Annotated in this window: 18 protein-coding genes; 14 read left to right on the top strand and 4 right to left on the bottom strand. The window is 48.7% G+C overall.

Annotated elements, in window-relative coordinates:
• Positions 1 to 323 precede the first annotated feature (323 nt).
• The 4 genes from IEV19_RS05290 to IEV19_RS05275 are packed head-to-tail and all read left to right on the top strand — an operon-like array spanning position 324 to position 4,253.
• Positions 324 to 1,151, top strand: a complete 828-nt coding sequence (locus IEV19_RS05290; protein WP_188369627.1) for a prephenate dehydratase — start codon at positions 324 to 326, stop codon at positions 1,149 to 1,151.
• Complete coding sequence (locus IEV19_RS05285) at positions 1,148 to 2,305, top strand: pyridoxal phosphate-dependent aminotransferase (RefSeq protein ID WP_188369626.1); 1,158 nt, start codon at positions 1,148 to 1,150, stop codon at positions 2,303 to 2,305. The genes IEV19_RS05290 and IEV19_RS05285 overlap by 4 nt, the downstream gene beginning before the upstream one ends.
• Positions 2,302 to 3,168 carry a prephenate dehydrogenase gene (locus IEV19_RS05280; protein WP_188369625.1) on the top strand — a complete coding sequence of 289 codons (867 nt, stop codon included), beginning with the start codon at positions 2,302 to 2,304 and terminating at the stop codon, positions 3,166 to 3,168. The genes IEV19_RS05285 and IEV19_RS05280 overlap by 4 nt, the downstream gene beginning before the upstream one ends.
• A gap of 2 nt (positions 3,169 to 3,170) precedes the next feature.
• Entirely contained in the window at positions 3,171 to 4,253 is a 1,083-nt protein-coding gene (locus IEV19_RS05275) for a bifunctional 3-deoxy-7-phosphoheptulonate synthase/chorismate mutase type II (RefSeq protein ID WP_188369624.1), read from the top strand.
• A gap of 102 nt (positions 4,254 to 4,355) precedes the next feature.
• On the opposite strand, the gene IEV19_RS05270 is transcribed toward IEV19_RS05275, so the two are convergent.
• Positions 4,356 to 4,796, bottom strand: coding sequence for a hypothetical protein (locus IEV19_RS05270; RefSeq protein WP_188369623.1), 441 nt, complete (start codon positions 4,794 to 4,796; stop codon positions 4,356 to 4,358).
• Positions 4,797 to 4,888: 92 nt separating this feature from the next.
• On the opposite strand from IEV19_RS05270, the gene rsgA reads away from it, so the two are divergent.
• The 8 genes from rsgA (at position 4,889) to dnaG (ending at position 13,477) form a co-directional block, all read left to right on the top strand.
• Positions 4,889 to 5,839 (top strand): ribosome small subunit-dependent GTPase A, encoded by a 951-nt coding sequence (gene rsgA, locus IEV19_RS05265; protein WP_188369622.1) that lies wholly within the window; start codon positions 4,889 to 4,891, stop codon positions 5,837 to 5,839.
• Between the two features lie 28 nt (positions 5,840 to 5,867).
• Complete coding sequence (gene dtd / locus IEV19_RS05260; protein ID WP_188369621.1) at positions 5,868 to 6,323, top strand: D-aminoacyl-tRNA deacylase; 456 nt, start codon at positions 5,868 to 5,870, stop codon at positions 6,321 to 6,323.
• Entirely contained in the window at positions 6,320 to 6,646 is a 327-nt protein-coding gene (locus tag IEV19_RS05255) for a nucleotide pyrophosphohydrolase (RefSeq protein ID WP_188369620.1), read from the top strand. Before dtd ends, IEV19_RS05255 begins: the two co-directional genes overlap by 4 nt.
• Before the next feature lie 47 nt (positions 6,647 to 6,693).
• Positions 6,694 to 7,950 (top strand): 3-phosphoshikimate 1-carboxyvinyltransferase, encoded by a 1,257-nt coding sequence (locus IEV19_RS05250; protein WP_188369619.1) that lies wholly within the window; start codon positions 6,694 to 6,696, stop codon positions 7,948 to 7,950.
• Between the two features lie 145 nt (positions 7,951 to 8,095).
• Positions 8,096 to 9,145 (top strand): tRNA preQ1(34) S-adenosylmethionine ribosyltransferase-isomerase QueA, encoded by a 1,050-nt coding sequence (gene queA, locus IEV19_RS05245; RefSeq protein ID WP_188369618.1) that lies wholly within the window; start codon positions 8,096 to 8,098, stop codon positions 9,143 to 9,145.
• 58 nt (positions 9,146 to 9,203) lie between these two features.
• A complete protein-coding gene (rlmN, locus tag IEV19_RS05240) occupies positions 9,204 to 10,247 on the top strand; it encodes a dual-specificity RNA methyltransferase RlmN (RefSeq protein WP_188369617.1) in 1,044 nt (347 codons plus the stop codon).
• 122 nt (positions 10,248 to 10,369) lie between these two features.
• Positions 10,370 to 11,347 (top strand): polyprenyl synthetase family protein, encoded by a 978-nt coding sequence (locus IEV19_RS05235; RefSeq protein ID WP_188369616.1) that lies wholly within the window; start codon positions 10,370 to 10,372, stop codon positions 11,345 to 11,347.
• Between the two features lie 150 nt (positions 11,348 to 11,497).
• The gene (gene dnaG / locus IEV19_RS05230; protein ID WP_188369615.1) at positions 11,498 to 13,477 is read left to right on the top strand and encodes a DNA primase; all 1,980 of its coding nucleotides are present in this window, start codon (positions 11,498 to 11,500) and stop codon (positions 13,475 to 13,477) included.
• An 88-nt stretch (positions 13,478 to 13,565) separates the two neighbouring features.
• On the opposite strand, the gene IEV19_RS05225 is transcribed toward dnaG, so the two are convergent.
• Both IEV19_RS05225 and nadE read right to left on the bottom strand, forming a co-directional pair.
• Positions 13,566 to 14,195, bottom strand: a complete 630-nt coding sequence (locus IEV19_RS05225) for a response regulator (protein WP_188369614.1) — start codon at positions 14,193 to 14,195, stop codon at positions 13,566 to 13,568.
• A gap of 164 nt (positions 14,196 to 14,359) precedes the next feature.
• The gene (nadE, locus tag IEV19_RS05220; protein WP_188369613.1) at positions 14,360 to 15,148 is read right to left on the bottom strand and encodes an NAD(+) synthase; all 789 of its coding nucleotides are present in this window, start codon (positions 15,146 to 15,148) and stop codon (positions 14,360 to 14,362) included.
• Between the two features lie 94 nt (positions 15,149 to 15,242).
• Here nadE and gldB point away from each other — a divergent pair, with 94 nt between their 5' ends.
• Together gldB and gldC are read left to right on the top strand one after the other, a co-directional pair.
• Positions 15,243 to 16,205: a gliding motility lipoprotein GldB gene (gene gldB, locus IEV19_RS05215; RefSeq protein WP_188369612.1), complete on the top strand. Its 963-nt coding sequence runs from the start codon at positions 15,243 to 15,245 to the stop codon at positions 16,203 to 16,205.
• Between the two features lie 4 nt (positions 16,206 to 16,209).
• A complete protein-coding gene (gene gldC, locus IEV19_RS05210; RefSeq protein WP_188369611.1) occupies positions 16,210 to 16,545 on the top strand; it encodes a gliding motility protein GldC in 336 nt (111 codons plus the stop codon).
• Here the strand turns inward: gldC and IEV19_RS05205 are convergent.
• The gene (locus IEV19_RS05205) at positions 16,542 to 17,255 is read right to left on the bottom strand and encodes a pirin family protein (protein ID WP_188369610.1); all 714 of its coding nucleotides are present in this window, start codon (positions 17,253 to 17,255) and stop codon (positions 16,542 to 16,544) included. The two genes, gldC and IEV19_RS05205, sit on opposite strands and share 4 nt — an antisense overlap.
• Between the last annotated feature and the right edge of the window lie 13 nt (positions 17,256 to 17,268).

Genomic DNA, 17,268 nt, shown 5'->3' with positions numbered 1-17,268 from the left:
TTAGAGGTTGTCTCCCGGGATAAGATGAGGAACAGGAAGATTAAGGATTGAAGAATATTCAGCAAATTCATCACTTTGAGACATTTTTTACAGTTTTTAGCCCTAAAAAAGGGACAATGAAAAAAAAGAAGGACAAAATGTCGGATTCTCGATTTAATAATTACCTTAGCAGGAGTTTTAAACGAACGCAATGAAATTAAATACCTGGAACAGCTTCTATTTTTACTTCTTTTTTGAAAGGGGCAAGGGACTGTTGTAGCCAGGTGTAATACCGTATATATCAAGTCCCGTTGAAATCGGGACTTTTTTTTTGAATCTCAGTCGTGAAGAAACGAATCGCCATTCAGGGAATTAAGGGATCTAACCACCATCAGGTGGCAAGGGAATACTTTGGGGAGGATATTGACCTTGTGGAATGCCTTTCCTTCCACGGCCTGGTAGATGAACTTTTGGCCGGCAATGCCGACAAGGGGGTGATGGCCATTGAAAATTCCATCGCAGGATCCATTATTCCCAATTACGCCCTGGTCTATGAGAACGGGCTCCATATAATCGGGGAGCACTATCTCAACATCCACCATAACCTCATGGGGCTAAAAGGCCAAACCCTCTCCGATCTGCGGGAGGTGCGTTCGCATCCCATGGCTTTGCTGCAGTGCCGGGAATATCTCAAGACCCAGCCACACATCAAAATGGTAGAGGACGTGGATACGGCTGAGACCGCAAAGCGCATACAGGAAGGTCAGTTAACCGGGATCGCCGCCATAGCTCCCGGGGTGGCTGCTGAATTGTACGACTTAGAGATCATCGCTCCGGAGATTCAGACCATCAAAAACAACGCCACGCGATTTATCATCGTGAAAACCACAAACAAGGAATTACCCAGGGAGACTATCAACAAGGCTTCCCTTAGATTTCTGACGGACCACAAAAGAGGCAGCCTTGCTACCGTACTAAATGTGATGAGCGACTGCAACCTGAACCTCACCAAGATCCAGAGTCTTCCTATCATTGAAACTCCGTGGAAGTATGCTTTTTTTGTGGATGTGACATTTGAGGAATACGAACATTTCGAAAAGGCAAAATCCCTTTTGATGATAATGTCTGAGGATTTCAGGGTGTTGGGGGAATACAAAAATGTGAGGATATGATAAGCACCGCAGACAGGCTTAAAACAGTAGAGGAATACTACTTTTCGCGCAAGCTGAAGGAGGTCAGGAGTTTGGCGGCAGCAGGACGACCCATCATCAATATGGGGATCGGCAGCCCGGACCTGGCACCTTCAGAAGATGTACTTCTCACGCTCAGGGATGCTATTTCAGACAACGGCGCCCACCAGTACCAGAGTTACCAGGGATTGCCGGAATTAAGGCAGGCCATAGCCGATTTCTATCTGGACAAATTCGGTGTTTCCAAAGATCCCGAATCGGAGATTCTTCCTTTGATGGGCTCCAAAGAAGGTATAATGCATATCAGCATGGCATTTCTCAATCCAGGAGATGAGGTGCTGATCCCGGATCCTGGATATCCTACATACCAGGCCGTTACCCGACTGGTAGGGGCAGAACCAAGGCCATATGAACTCAGTGAAGAAAAAGGCTGGTTTCCGGACCTGGATCAACTTTCGAAAGAAGACCTGAGTAAGGTGAAGCTCATGTGGGTGAGTTACCCCCACATGCCCACCGGGGCCACCGCGACCAAAGAGCAATGGCAGTCGCTGGTCGACTTCGGAAAAAAACACGGTATCCTGATGGTCAATGATAATCCCTATAGTTTTGTACTGGGATCAGATCCCAGGAGTATCCTCCAGGCTGAGGGAGCCATGGCAGTGGCCCTTGAACTGAATTCCCTGAGCAAGACCTTTAATATGGCAGGCTGGAGAGTGGGGATGGTCCTGGGCAATGCCGAGCATATCCAGGCGGTGCTGAAGGTCAAAAGCAATATGGACTCGGGCATGTTCTACGGGATTCAGAAAGGTGCCGTTGCCGCCTTGAAAAGCGGTAAGGCATGGTTTGAACATTTAGACAGCATTTACAATGAGAGAAGGAAGCATTTGTTCCGACTTGCCAGCCTGCTGGGATGTACCTACGATCCTGAAGCTGTTGGCATGTTCGTCTGGGCACGGTTACCCGAAGGAGCTCCCGGATCGGAAGAATTCATCGATAAACTATTATACGAGAAGGATATTTTTGTGGCCCCTGGCACCATTTTCGGCAAGCAGGGAGAAGGATACATCAGATTTTCTCTTTGTGTGAAGTCGGAAAAGATTGAAGAGGCTATTAAGAGATTTAAGAAAGAGGGATGAAAATTGGAATCATAGGTGTGGGTTTGATTGGGGGGTCTTTTGCCATGGACCTCAGAAAGGTCCTGCCCGGGGCTGAATTTTTCGGACTGGATAAGAATCCGGAACACTTAAAAATGGCTGCTGACATGGGCATCATTGATACGGAAGGCGGGGATCCCGAAATTGCCGATGCAGATATCATCTTTCTTTGCATTCCGGTTGATGCAGCCGTCAGGGAATTACCGGTGCTGCTTGACAAAATTGGGGACGAGGCCCTGGTCATTGACGCAGGTTCTACAAAGAAGCAGATCTGTGCAGCTGTGGCCGACCATCCAAATAGAAGGAATTTTATGGCTTGCCATCCCATTGCAGGTACGGAGTTCTCCGGTCCGAAAGCTGCTATGCAGGGGTTGTACGAAGGGAAGACAAACATCATCTGCGAAGTGGAGAAAACTGCCTTTAAATTGCAGGAGAAAGCATTGGACCTGTTCGCGAGGATAGGGATGCGAATCCGCTATATGAATCCTGAGGCTCATGACAAACACATCGCCTATGTGTCTCATCTCTCCCATATCAGTTCTTTTATGCTGGGGAAAACGGTGATCGAGAAGGAAAAGAACGAGCGCGATATCTTTGACATGGCTGGAAGCGGTTTTGAATCTACCGTCAGGCTGGCGAAGAGTTCCCCCGCCATGTGGACACCTATTTTTGAACAGAATAAAGAGAATGTTTTAGAAACACTACGGGAATATATTCACAACCTGGAGGAATTCAGAAAGAAACTGGCCGAGGAGGACATGGCCGGCATTTATAAGGAAATGGAGGATACGAACAAGATCAAAGAGATCCTCAAAGGAATACCATTGAACAAAAAGGAATCATAGTTATGGAAAATTCAAGAACATTGAGAAAATGGTTGGATGACATGGCACTGCCACACCCCCTGGTGATCGCCGGGCCCTGCAGCGCCGAGACGGAGAAACAGGTGATGCAGATCGCCCATGATCTCAAGGATACGGATGTAAATTATTACCGTGCCGGAATATGGAAACCCAGGACCCGACCCGGGAATTTTGAGGGAGTTGGGGCGATCGGACTCAAATGGCTGCAGCGGGTGAAGGAGGAAACCGGACTCAAAACGGCAACCGAAGTGGCCAACAGGACCCATGTAGATCTCGCCCTGGAGCACGACGTTGATCTGTTATGGATAGGGGCGCGGTCTACAGTAAGCCCTTTTATTGTTCAGGAGATCGCAGATGCCCTCGAAGGTACAGACAGGGTGGTTTTGGTAAAGAACCCTGTAAATCCTGACCTGTCCCTCTGGCTGGGCGCCGTGGAAAGGCTGCATTCTGCCGGGATCAAAAAACTGGGCGTCATTCACCGCGGATTCTCCACCTATGAGAAGTCGAAATACCGCAACATCCCGGAATGGCAGCTGGCCATTGAACTGCAGACTCGTTTCCCCGATCTGCCCCTGATCAATGACCCCTCTCATATCACCGGGAAGAGGGATATGATCTTCGATGTGTCCCAGACAGCGCTCGACCTGAATTTCGACGGATTGATGATAGAGACCCATTGCGACCCCGATAATGCCTGGAGTGATGCTGCGCAGCAAGTAACCCCTAAACGACTCATACAGATCATGGAAGACCTCAGGATCAGAAAAGAAACAGATGAGGAAGCTGAGTACAAGAACAACCTCAGCAATCTCAGAGCCCAGATAGACATCCTGGATAACCAGCTCATCGACCTGCTCGGCAAAAGGATGCAGGTCTCAGACGGGATCGGCCACCTTAAAAAACAGCGAAACGTAGCCGTTTTACAGACCAACCGATGGAACGCTATCCTGGGTAAGATGATCCTTGAAGGAGAAGCCAAGGGGCTGAGCGAGGAATTCGTCCTGAAGATGTTTAAGGCCATCCACCAGGAATCCATCAACCACCAGGAAAAGATCATCAATTCATAGGGCTGTACGGTTGTTAGTGTGATTTTTGATCTGAGCTGACTTTTCAAAAAACAAAACCCTGAACCATACGGCTCAGGGTTTTCTTATTTTGTCAAAATGATCTCAGCGTTTAAAGATATAGCGGGTGATAAAGATCCCCTGCCCGTCGTCCTTCCCACTGTCGCTCTCCACGGCACTGGTCACAAAGGCGAGTTCCCATCCTTCGCCGACCATGGTATTGATCATTGAAGTGATCACGGCGTCGTTGGCGGCGATGTTCTGGAAGCGGATCCCGCCCAGGTTAAAGAAGTTCAGGAGTTTAGTCTCCTCGAAATTCTTCACCCGGATCTCACTTCGGTCGGCCTTGTTCCGGGTGTTGTCATCTTCGGTCTGCACACTGGTAAATTCCTTGTAATCCTTCTCTTCCAGGGCATTGATAATCCTGGATCTTCCCAAACCGTTTGGGACTATGGATTCAACACTGGTGATCACCCGAAATTCCTGGGCTTGCATCTCAAATCCGAGACACATAAAAACTATGAGTAAAAACGGCAATTTTTTCATCTTTCAGAATTTTAAAAGGTTAGAAATGTGAGCATAAAGATAGTTCAATGTCTGCAAGGATTATTGTTTCTTTGTAGCGAAATATAAACACGATGAAGGGTACTGTTTATAAATCGACCGGGAGCTGGTATACGGTGAAAACCCCTGAAGGTGTGGTATATGAATGCCGGATCAAAGGGAAATTCAGGATCAAGGGGATCAAGAGTACCAATCCCATTGCCGTAGGCGACCGGGTGAGCTTCGAACTGGAAGAGGCCGGGGACGAGACCTATGGGGTGATCCATGAGATACGAGACCGGGAGAACTACATCGTCCGGAGATCCGTCAACCTTTCCAAACAAGTGCACGTCATAGCTGCCAATGTAGACCAGGTCTTCCTGCTCATCACCCTGAACAACCCCAAGACCTACACCATCTTTATAGACCGGTTCCTGGTGACCACAGAGGCCTATGACGTGAAGACGGTCCTTCTTTTCAATAAGATAGACACCTATAATCAGGATGAATTGGCTGAGATCAGGTACCTGGCCGAACTGTATAGGAAGATCGGATATACCTGTCTCGGGATCTCCGCCAAGGAGGGCACGCATGTAGACCGGGTAAAGGAGATGATGATAGGTAAGACCAGTATGTTTGCTGGCAACTCAGGGGTTGGGAAGTCGACCCTCATCAATGCCATTGAACCTTCCCTACAGCTGAGGACTGCAGAGATCTCAGAAATGCATCTGCAGGGACAGCATACGACCACCTTTGCTGAGATGTTCGACTTGAGTTTTGACGCCCGTATCATAGATACGCCCGGGATCAAGGGATTTGGCCTGGTGGATATGGAAAAGGAGGAGATAGGGGATTATTTCCCGGAGTTCTTCGCCCTGAAACAGGACTGCAAATTCAACAACTGCCTGCATATTGATGAGCCTCAATGTGCGGTGAAAAAGGCCCTGGAGGCCGATGAGGTCTCCTGGAGTCGGTATAAAAGTTACCTCCAGATAGTGTCCGGGGAAGAGGACACCTACAGGGACGATGAATTTGAGATGGAATGAAGTTTAGGACAGGAATTGTGAGAAATAAATGAGAGCAGTTGTACAACGCGTAAGCTGGGCACATGTCACCGTAGAGGGAAAGCGGATCTCGGAAATCGGTTTAGGTCTTCTGGTCCTGCTGGGCATTGAGGACGAAGATACGCAGGAAGATATCGAATGGCTTTCCAGGAAGATATCGAATTTACGTATCTTCAACGACCCGGAAGGAGTCATGAACAGATCGGTGATCGAGGAAGGGGGAGACGCCATCGTGGTAAGTCAGTTTACCCTCCACGCCAGTACAAAAAAGGGGAACAGACCCTCATATATCCGTGCTTCTAAACCTGAAGTGGCCATACCTTTGTATGAGGCCTTTGTAAGGCAGCTTGAGGAGGACCTTTCCAGAAAAGTTGGGACCGGGATCTTCGGAGCTGATATGAAAGTATCATTACTGAACGATGGCCCTGTCACCCTGTTCATCGACACAAAAAACAAAGACCTATGAACATCAGTAACGCACAGCAGGCGGTTGACGAATGGATCAAAACGCACGGGGTTCGGTATTTCAATGAGCTTACCAATATGGCCCAGCTGACCGAAGAGGTCGGGGAAGTGGCCCGGATCATTGCCCGAAGATACGGGGAGCAAAGCGAGAAACCTTCGGACAAAGAAAAAGACCTGGGGGAAGAACTCGCAGATGTGCTCTTTGTGGTACTCTGCCTGGCCAACCAGACCGGGATCGACCTGCAGGAGGCCTTTGATCGTAAACTCGATCTTAAGGCTAAAAGGGACCACAAACGCCATCAAGAGAATAAAAAACTGAAGTAGGATTGTTCCCTGACATCCCTGATGAAACAACACCAAAATCCTAACCATTGAAAATTTACCTAGAAGGCCCTGTTTCAGTTGTTCCAAAAGCTGAAGTCCGAATTACGGGTTCCAAGAGTGAATCGAACAGGTTGCTCCTGCTCCAGGCCCTTTTTCCACAATTGGAGATCAGGAACTTGTCGAATGCAGACGATGTACAGGTTATGTCTAAAGGATTAAAAGCGCACTCTGGCACGGTAGACATACACCACGCAGGGACGGCCATGCGTTTCCTCACGGCTTTTTTTGCCACCCAGGAAGGGAGAGAGGCGACCCTTACCGGTTCCTCCCGCATGAAGGAGCGGCCCATCAAAGTACTGGTGGATGCGCTTAATGAACTGGGGGCCGATATTTCCTATCTGGGGAACACAGGCTATCCGCCCCTCAGAATAAAAGGCAGGAAACTCGACAAGCACAAGGTGAGTTTACCGGCCAACATAAGCAGCCAGTACATCTCTGCTTTGTTATTAGTGGCCCCCGGTATTCCTGATGGCCTTGAACTCGAATTGCTGGGAGAGATCACCTCCGTCCCTTATATCAGAATGACCCTGTCCCTCCTGGAGAGTCTGGGCATCGAAACCGAATTTACCGGCAACAGGATCAGGGTTAAACCCAAAGAGAGCATTGACCCGGTAACCCTGAGGGTAGAATCCGACTGGAGTTCGGCTTCATATTATTACAGCATAGTAGCCCTGTGTCCTGCGGGAACACAGGTAAAACTCTCTTCATACAGGCGGGATAGCCTGCAGGGGGATAGTATTCTTGCAGAAGTATACCGGAATTTTGGGGTTAAATCCCGCTTCGAGGAACCCTTCCTACACTTGGAAAAAGTTCCCCTTTCTGAAAACGATATTCCTTCCTCCCCAGAGAAAATCCTTGAGCTGGATCTCGCGGATGCCCCGGATATAGCGCAGACCCTGGCTGTTACCTGTTTTGGTCTGGGGATGGGATGCCGGCTTTCGGGCCTGCACACCCTGAAGATCAAAGAAACGGACCGGCTTGAAGCATTGAGGGCCGAACTCACAAAACTGGGCGCTTCCATCCGGGTATCTGACAAACACCTTGAACTGGATCCAGGTGGGAAGATCATCAAGGACGTTTCAATCAGTACCTACAACGACCACCGAATGGCCATGGCCTTTGCACCACTTGCCTTAAGGACCGGTCTGTATATTGAAGATGCCGGGGTGGTCTCCAAGTCGTATCCCGACTTCTGGGAGGATCTCGGGAAACTGAATTTTCGAATCCGGACTGAAGGCCAGTGATTTAATCTCACTTTTACTTGACAACCCCTGTAGCCACGTCGTATATTTGCACCCTTAAAATCGGACTCCGATTTACTGCACAGGCCACATAACAGGCTGTTCGCGGTGATCCAAACTGGAATCGACACAAGAGAAATACGCATCTATGAAACTTTCGCATTTTAATTTTGAGCTTCCCAAAGAATTATTGGCAGAATATCCGGCTGAAAACAGGGATGAATCCAAATTGATGGTTGTCCACAGGGACACCGGCAAGATCGAACACAAAATGTTCAAAGACCTGATCGATTATTTTGACGAAGATGACGTCATGGTCCTGAACAATACCAAGGTATTTCCCGCCCGTCTTTTCGGGAACAAGGAGAAGACAGGGGCAAGGATTGAGGTTTTCCTGCTCAGGGAACTCAACGAAGAACAACGCCTATGGGACGTTTTGGTGGATCCAGCCAGGAAGATACGTATCGGGAACAAGCTCTACTTCGGGGAAGACGAAAGCCTGGTCGCCGAGGTGATTGACAATACCACCTCTCGCGGTAGGACCCTAAGGTTTCTCTATGACGGGGCTTATATAGATTTCAGAAGAAAACTGAGAGAACTGGGAGAGACCCCTCTCCCCAAGTACATCAAACGCAATGTGGAGCCGGAGGATGAGGACAGGTACCAGACTATCTACGCCAAGCATGAAGGTGCTGTGGCAGCTCCAACGGCGGGTCTTCACTTTTCCAAACACCTTTTGAAAAGGCTTGAGATCAAGGGTATAAACTTTGCCGAACTTACGCTCCATGTCGGTTTGGGTACCTTTAATCCGGTGGAAGTGGAAGACCTTTCCAAACACAAGATGGACAGTGAAGAGCTGATCATTGATGAAAGGGCCACTGAGATCGTCAACTCGGCCAAGAAAAAGAAAAAGAAGATCTGCGCCGTAGGTACCACCGCCATGAGGGGACTTGAAAGTGCGGTCTCTTCAGAGCATATGCTGAACACTTTTGAGGGCTGGACCAACAAGTTTATCTTCCCTCCCTACGAATTCAGCATTGCGACGGCTATGATCACTAATTTTCACCTGCCCAAATCTACCTTGTTGATGATGGTATCGGCCTTTATGGGCCACGACCTGATGAAGCGGGCTTACAAGGAAGCGATCATAGAGGGGTACAGGTTCTATTCCTACGGGGACGCCATGCTGATCCTCTGATCAATTATAAATCTTTCCCCGCCGGTGGTAAAGCCCGGCGGGATTTATCATACCACCCATGGAATCGGTTGCAAAGAAAGACATCAGGGCCCTAACCAGGGAAGATCTCAGGTCTTTCTTCCTCGAAAGGGGAGACCAGGCCTACAGGGGTGACCAAGTGTTTGAATGGCTCTGGAAAAAGGGGGCTCACTCCTTTTCAGACATGACCAACCTGTCTAAGAATACCCGCGCCGTACTCGAAGGGGAGTTTGTGATCAATCATATTGAGGTCGACCGCATGCAGCGAAGTCAGGATGGCACTATCAAAAATGCCGTCAGGCTTCACGACGGACTTGTGGTGGAATCGGTACTGATCCCAACCCCGAAGCGGACCACGGCCTGTGTCTCGAGTCAGGTAGGCTGTAGCCTCGATTGCAAATTCTGTGCAACTGCAAGGCTCAAGAGAATGCGAAACCTCAATCCCGATGAGATCTACGACCAGGTAGTGGCCATCGACCGACAAAGCAGACTGTACTACAACCGCCCTTTGAGTAATATCGTTTTTATGGGAATGGGCGAACCCCTGATGAATTACAATAACCTGCTAAAAGCCATCGACAAGATCACGGGAGATGAGGGATTGGGCATGTCGCCTAAACGAATCACCGTATCTACCTCGGGAGTTCCGAAAATGATCAGGAAACTGGCCGATGACGGGGTCAAATTTAAGCTGGCTGTTTCCCTGCATTCGGCTGTGGAGGAGACCAGGACCTCCATTATGCCATTCAATGCGACCTTCACCCTTTCCGAATTGAGGGAATCCCTGATGTACTGGTATCAAAAGACCAGGAGTAAGATCACCTATGAATACGTGGTCTGGGAAGGGGTCAATGACAAACAGGAGGACGTTGAGGCTCTGGTCGACTTCTGTAAATTTGCGCCTGCCAAGGTGAACCTCATAGAATACAACCCCATAGATGACGGGGCTTTTCAGCAGGCCGGAGAGCATGTGATCGATATGTATGTTGAAACCCTGGAGGCAAATGGGATCACCGTAACGGTCAGGAGGTCGAGAGGTAAGGACATCGACGCTGCCTGCGGGCAACTGGCCAATAAATCCTGATTAAGGCTTTTCTAACAACTCAGTCCAATTCTTTTCGGTTTTAAAGGTTGATGTGGGAGTAGACCACACCTTTTTTGCCTAATTTTGAGAAGTCGGAAAGTTTAGGAACCAAAGGACCTCCATTGAAAATCGTATCCCAGATAAAAGAGCCTGTAGACAGGGAAATGGAACTCTTTGAACAGAAGTTCTTTGAGTCCATGTCCTCCAAGGTAGCCCTTCTGAACAGGATCACATACTATATCGTGAACAGGAAGGGAAAGCAGATGCGGCCTATGTTTGTCTTTCTTACTGCCAAGATGGTGAGTGACGGGGAGGTAAACGAGCGTACGTATCGCGGAGCTTCTGTCATAGAACTCATACACACGGCCTCCCTGGTCCACGACGATGTGGTGGACGACAGCAACAAACGCAGGGGCTTCTTTTCCATCAACGCCCTGTGGAAGAACAAGATAGCTGTCCTGGTCGGGGACTACCTCCTTTCCAAAGGCATGTTGTTGTCTGTGGAGCACGGGGATTACGATCTGCTCCGGATCATTTCGGTTGCCATCAGGGAGATAAGCGAGGGAGAATTACTGCAGCTCGAAAAGGCCAGGCGCCTGGATATCAGTGAGGAGGTCTATTACGAGATCATCAGACAAAAAACAGCTACCCTCATAGCCGCCTGTTGCAGCCTGGGAGCCTGTTCAGTTAAGCCCGATTCCCCGGATGTGGAGACCTTTCGCAAATTTGGGGAGCTCTGCGGGATGGCCTTTCAGATCAAGGATGACCTCTTTGACTATGGGGAGACCGCTATCGGCAAACCCACCGGGATCGATATCAAGGAACAGAAAATGACCCTTCCCCTGATCTATGCATTGAATCAGGCCTCGGAAAAAGACAGGCGCTGGCTGATCAATTCGGTCAAGAATCACAACAAGGACCGAAAACGAGTCAAAGAAGTGATCCAGTTCGTGAAGGATGCAGGCGGACTCGAATATGCAGAGTCTAAAATGCACGAATATCAGGATCAGGCGCTTGAGATCCTGGACAGCTATCCGGACTCACCTTATAAGAATTCCCTGAAACTGATGGTCAACTACGTGGTAGACCGCAAAAAATAAGGTGGACCTGATTTCTACAGGGAAATCCCGATGTGTAAGCTTCCTCAGATCTTGAATTCTACCTCTGCGGCCGCTCAGTTCTGAATAAAGAGATTTGTTTTTTTAACCGTCCCTGTTTATGTATTTTTAAGGCAGTCAAAAACGTCGCATTTGATCGCTAAATCTACCATAGACCAGGTATATGAGACGGCCCGTGTGGAGGAAGTTATCGGGGATTTTGTCAATCTCAAAAAATCCGGTTCCAACTTCAAAGGCCTGAGTCCGTTCACGGACGAACGCACCCCCAGTTTTATGGTGTCGCCCGTAAAGCAGATCTGGAAGGATTTCAGCAGTGGAAAAGGAGGGAATGTGGTGGCCTTTTTAATGGAGCACGAACATTTTACCTATCCGGAAGCCATCAAGTATCTGGCCAAGAAATACCAGATAGAGGTAGAAGAGACCCAGCAGACCGATGAGCAAAAAGAACTCGCCAGTGAACGAGAGAGCCTGTATCTGGTGTCCGAATTCGCCAGTGACTATTACCAGGACATCTTGTGGAATACGGAACCCGGCAAGGCTGTAGGGCTGAGTTATTTTAAAGAGAGGGGTTTTACCGAAGATACGATCCGTCACTTTAGTCTTGGGTACGGGCTGGATGAATGGGATGCCTTCACTACACATGCCCTGGAACAGGGGTATCAACTCGAATATTTGGAGAAAACCGGCCTGACCATCGTAAAGGATGATCCCAGGAATGCGGGCGAGAAGAGGAAGTTCGACCGGTTCAAAGGAAGGGTGATCTTTCCCATTCACTCTCTGAGTGGCAGGGTACTCGGCTTTGGAGGCCGGATCCTGAGCAATGACAAGAAAGCCGCCAAATACCTGAATTCCCCGGAGAGCGATATCTACCACAAGAGCAAGGTGCTTTACGGGATCTATTTTGCCAAACAGGCCATTGCCCGGGAAGACAATTGCTACCTAGTTGAAGGGTATACTGATGTGATACAGATGTACCAAAGGGGGATCAAAAATGTGGTCTCCTCCAGTGGTACTGCCCTGACCCCGGAACAGATACGGATGATCAGCAGGCTCACTAAAAACATAACGGTGCTATTCGACGGGGATGCAGCGGGCTTAAGGGCTTCTTTACGAGGGGTCGACCTGATCCTGGAGCAGGGGATGAACGTGCGGATCTGTACCTTCCCGCCCGGAGAGGATCCCGATAGTTTTGCCAGGAACAACGCCTATGAGGACGTGGTGCTGTATCTGGAAGAAAATCCCAAAGATTTTATACAGTTTAAGACCTCCCTTCTGGCAGAGGAGGCTGCCAATGACCCCATAAAAAAAGCGGAGACCATCCGCGATATCGTCAGCAGCATTGCCAAGGTTCCTGATCGTATCAAAAGGGAGATCTATGTACAGCAATGTGCAGCCATGATGAACATATCCGAAGAGGTGTTGTTCAATACCCTGGCCCAGATGGGGAGAAAGGAATACCAGGAGGCCAGAAAAAGGGAGAGGCAGGATACCAAAGCCTTTGAGGTCATTAAGCAAACGCCAGGGGAAACCAAGGTGGACGTTCAGTATGAACTCGAGCGCAAGATCATAGAGATACTCCTGCTTTACGGCAAGGAGATGGAAGAGTTCGAAGACCTCGTCCTGAAGGAAAATGAGGAAGGTGAACTGGAACTGGAACCCGAGCGTGTCGAGGCCAGGGTGTATGAAAAGATCTATCTCGATCTGCAGGAAGACGAGATAGAACTCACCCATGACCGTTTCAAGACGATCTATTACAAGCTCATGGAAGCCCTTAATGAGCAGGAAGATTTTCAGATCGCTCAATTCTTACAGGAGCTTGACCAAACCCTGGTAAAAGAGGTCTCGTCCATCCTCATGGAAGAGGAGCGATACAATTTGCACAACTGGGAGCGCAAGGATATCTATCCCAAGGAAAAAACACGGACTGTGGCTCAGCTGGTTAGTGAGACCATCCTCACCCTGCGTTGTTTCCTGATCAAGAAGAGGATTCACAGCCTGCAGCAGGATACGGAGGAAAAAACTGAGGACAACAGCGAAGTTCTGGAGGAAATCGTGAACTACCTTCAACTCAATAAACTTCTCAACAACAAATTGAACAGGGTTCTTTCCTGAAATTACAATCGTTTTAACCGCAATGAGCAGGATACAAAAAAACCTCCCGGAGATCCGGGAGGTCTTTTCTATAGTTAGCTTGGTATTATCAATACAATTCCAGGGCCTTGGCCTGTTGCAAAAGATCCACCAGGTTGTCTACGTTGAGTTTTTTCATCAACCTCGACTTATAGGTACTGACTGTTTTCTCGTTGAGGTTGAGTCCTTCGGCCACATCCTTGTTGCGCTTGCCACTCGCCAGGAGTTTGAGTACCTCCACTTCCCTGGTAGATAGTTTTCTGAAGAACCGGCGCTGCTTCTGAGTGCCTTCGTCAAAGGCGAGTCGCTGGGCCAGTTCGTTGGTGATAAACATTTTTCCCTGCCCTACTTTTTTAACGGCGGTAATGATATAATCCAGATCGGAAGATTTTGAAAGGTATCCGAAAGCACCTGCCCTGATCGTACTGAGGGCGTATACGTCTTCAGACTGACCACTGTAGATGAGAACCTTCACATCGGGAAATTCTTTTTTCATCCTTCTCAGGGTGGCTATTCCATTAATTTCGGGAATGTCCATCTCCAGGATCACAACATCGGGTTTCTTTTTCTTGAGGGATTCAAAAAGTTCGCTGGTGGTAGAGACATCACCTAAAACTTGAAAATCAGGAACGGTATTGAGAACTTCCTTGATTCCTAATCTGACAATGGGGTGATTGTCGGCAATTAAAATGTTGATCATTGTTGGTTATTTCTAGACAAATGGCGTAAGAGATACACCTAAACCTAACATGCAATGTAAGGTTTTATTATCTAAGTTCTATGGCAAAACTGTAAAAATTTTAAGGTTTTACTACAATTTGCCGCCAACAATTCGTCTTAAACACCCCCTTTTCAGGTGATCGGTCACTTTAATGTCTCCGGAATCTCACAAATTGGGATAGGAATCATCTTATGTTTGTTAGCCGTATTGTACTTCTTGTAGATAGCGAATACTTCGGCTTCCCGCCCTTTGAAGTCTCCGACAACCTTTCCTTCGGCATCCATTTTCATAGCCCATTCCAGCTCGGGATAAGAAGCGCCTATCTGGTCTTCATCGGTTCGGTCGTCACCCCAGAGTCCGTCTGTGGGGGGTGCCATCAGGATGTCTTCGTGTACCCCTAAGAAGGAACCCAATTCGTATACCTCCGTCTTGAGGAGATCCGCAATAGGGCTGAGGTCGACTCCCCCATCCCCGTATTTGGTGTAGAATCCGATGCCGAAGTCCTCAACCTTGTTGCCGGTTCCCGCAACCAGGTAACCCAAAAGAGCCGCGAAGTAGTACAGGGTGGTCATTCGCAGCCGGGCTCTTGTGTTGGCCAGGGACATATTTCGTTCCTCCTCGTTATCCACCTTCGGGAGAGAGCCTACAAGCTGGTCGAAGACAGGAGTGAGGTTAACGGGCTGTCGTCTTACGTTGGGATAATTTTCAATAAGCCAGTCGATATGCCGGTCTGCCCTGGTTACTTGTTTATCGCTCTGGTGTATGGGCATCTCCACGCACAGGACGTCCAGGCCTGTTCGGGCACACAGGGTAGAGGTAACCGCCGAGTCTATCCCCCCAGATACTCCGACCACAAATCCTTTCATCTTTGCATTGAGGGTGTATTCCTTAAGCCAGTCTACTATGTGGTCTACTACTTTCTCTGTTTGCATATTCTTCATTTGTTTAATTGAAATGCTGTACCTTTGGGCTCGTAAAAATAACCCCTGCAGACGTAATATTAAAGCGCTTAACCCATTACTTTTCATGTTAAGGACCCTGGTACCGGTTTTCTTCCTGATCCTAATTTTTTCGGGATGTGCTGATGAAAAAGTAATCCTTCCGGAGATCATGGATCAGCCGGTAGAATTACAGATCAGGCGATTCGACAAGGAATTTGCCAATGTTGATGCCGGCAGCCTCCCTGCTCTTAAGGAGAAATATCCTTTTCTTTTCCCCCCACAGTATCCAGACAGTATATGGCTGGCCAAATTAAACGATACCATTCAGGTAGAACTCAGACAGGCGGTGGACAGTGCTTATTCCGATCTGGGACCGATTGAAGAGGAACTGACCTTGCTTTTCAAACACGTGGCCTACTACTTCCCAAAATATCCTATCCCTGATTTGTTCACCCTGACCACCGATGTGGATTATGAAAACAGGATCATCCTGACCGATTCCCTGTTGCTGATCGGCCTGGATAACTATCTCGGGAAGGAGCACAGGTTCTACGCAGGGATCGATCGGTATATTGCCAAAGGTTTGGACCCCAAATACCTGGAAAGCGATATCGTTAGTGCCCTCGCCAAGAGGGTGGTGCCTTATCCACAGGATCGAACCTTTCTCGCTCAGATGATCTATTACGGTAAGGAGCTCTACCTTAAAGACCTGCTGCTGCCATGGCAGACAGACGGGCAGAAAATTGGCTATGACGAAGAGGAAATGACCTGGGCACAAGCCAATGAAGAACAGATCTGGAGGTACTTTATCGAAAGGGAAATGCTCTACAGTACGGACTCAAAACTGGGTCCGCGCTTCCTCGATCCTGCCCCTTTTTCCAAATTCAGGCTGGAACTCGACAATGAATCTCCGGGCCGGCTCGGCCGCTATATGGGATGGCAGATCGTACGGGCCTTTATGGAGCGGACCAATACCCCGCCGGACAGGTTGTGGGGAATGCCAGCAGAGACCCTGTTCAAAGAATCTAATTACAAACCTCAGAAGTAAGCCTATGAAGAAGGAAGAGACCTCAGAGATCGTCCTCAAGATCACCCTTGACGAGAATCGGATCCCGGAAAAACTCAACTGGTCTGCCCAGGATGGCGGTATCGTTGACGAGGAGGCAAAAGCCATGCTCCTCTCTGTATGGGACAGCAAGAATAAGGAGTCGTTAAAGATCGACCTGTGGACCAAGGATATGCCGTTGGATGAAATGAAGGTGTTCTTTCACCAGACCCTCCTGTCCCTGTCAGATACTTTTATGAAAGCGACGCAGGACGAAAAAATGACGGCGACCATGAAGGATTTCTGTGCCTATTTTGCTGAGAAACTCGAATTACAGGGTTAATTGGCCATAGGCACTTCAATCAACAATAATTTGGACGGCTCTGTCATTTTGAATGAAACGGATTCTGTCTCCCAGACTCCCATACCATCTCGCCTGTTTAGGTTTTCCCCTCCGGCTTCACAGGCTCCCTCGAGCACAAATACATACAACCCATTGCTCTTTTTCTTTAGATCATAGGTGGGAGTACTCCCGGCCTGAAACTCTCCCATATGGAACCACGCGTCCTGGTGGATCCAAATTCCCTCATCTTCAGGGTTCGGAGAGATGATCTGGTGAAACCGGTCTTTTAGGGCACCAGGCTGCAGGGAGATCTGATCGTATCTCGGGGTGACGTTGGCCTTGTTTGGCAGCACCCATATTTGGAGGAATTTAACGGCCTTGTCAGAATTCCTGTTCTTTTCACTGTGGCTTACCCCCGTGCCAGCGCTCATGGCCTGAATATCACCGGACCTGATCACGGCTATGTTGCCCATACTGTCTTTGTGCTCCAGATCACCCTCCAGCGGTATGGAAATGATCTCCATGTTCTGGTGAGGATGAGTGCCGAAACCCATGCCCGGGGCTACTTCATCATCATTAAGCACCCTCAGCACCCCAAAATTCATACGGGATGGATCGTAATAACTGGCAAAGCTAAAGGTGTGGTAGGTGTTCAGCCAACCGTGATTGGCGTGGCCTCGACTTTCGGCTTTATGAATTGTCATTTTCATAGTTCACGTATTT

The sequence above is a fragment of the Muriicola marianensis genome, from assembly GCF_014638095.1.
Classification (GTDB): domain Bacteria; phylum Bacteroidota; class Bacteroidia; order Flavobacteriales; family Flavobacteriaceae; genus Muriicola; species Muriicola marianensis.
The sequence above is the reverse complement of the archived record's forward strand: the minus strand, read 5'-3'. Positions and strand labels throughout refer to the sequence as shown.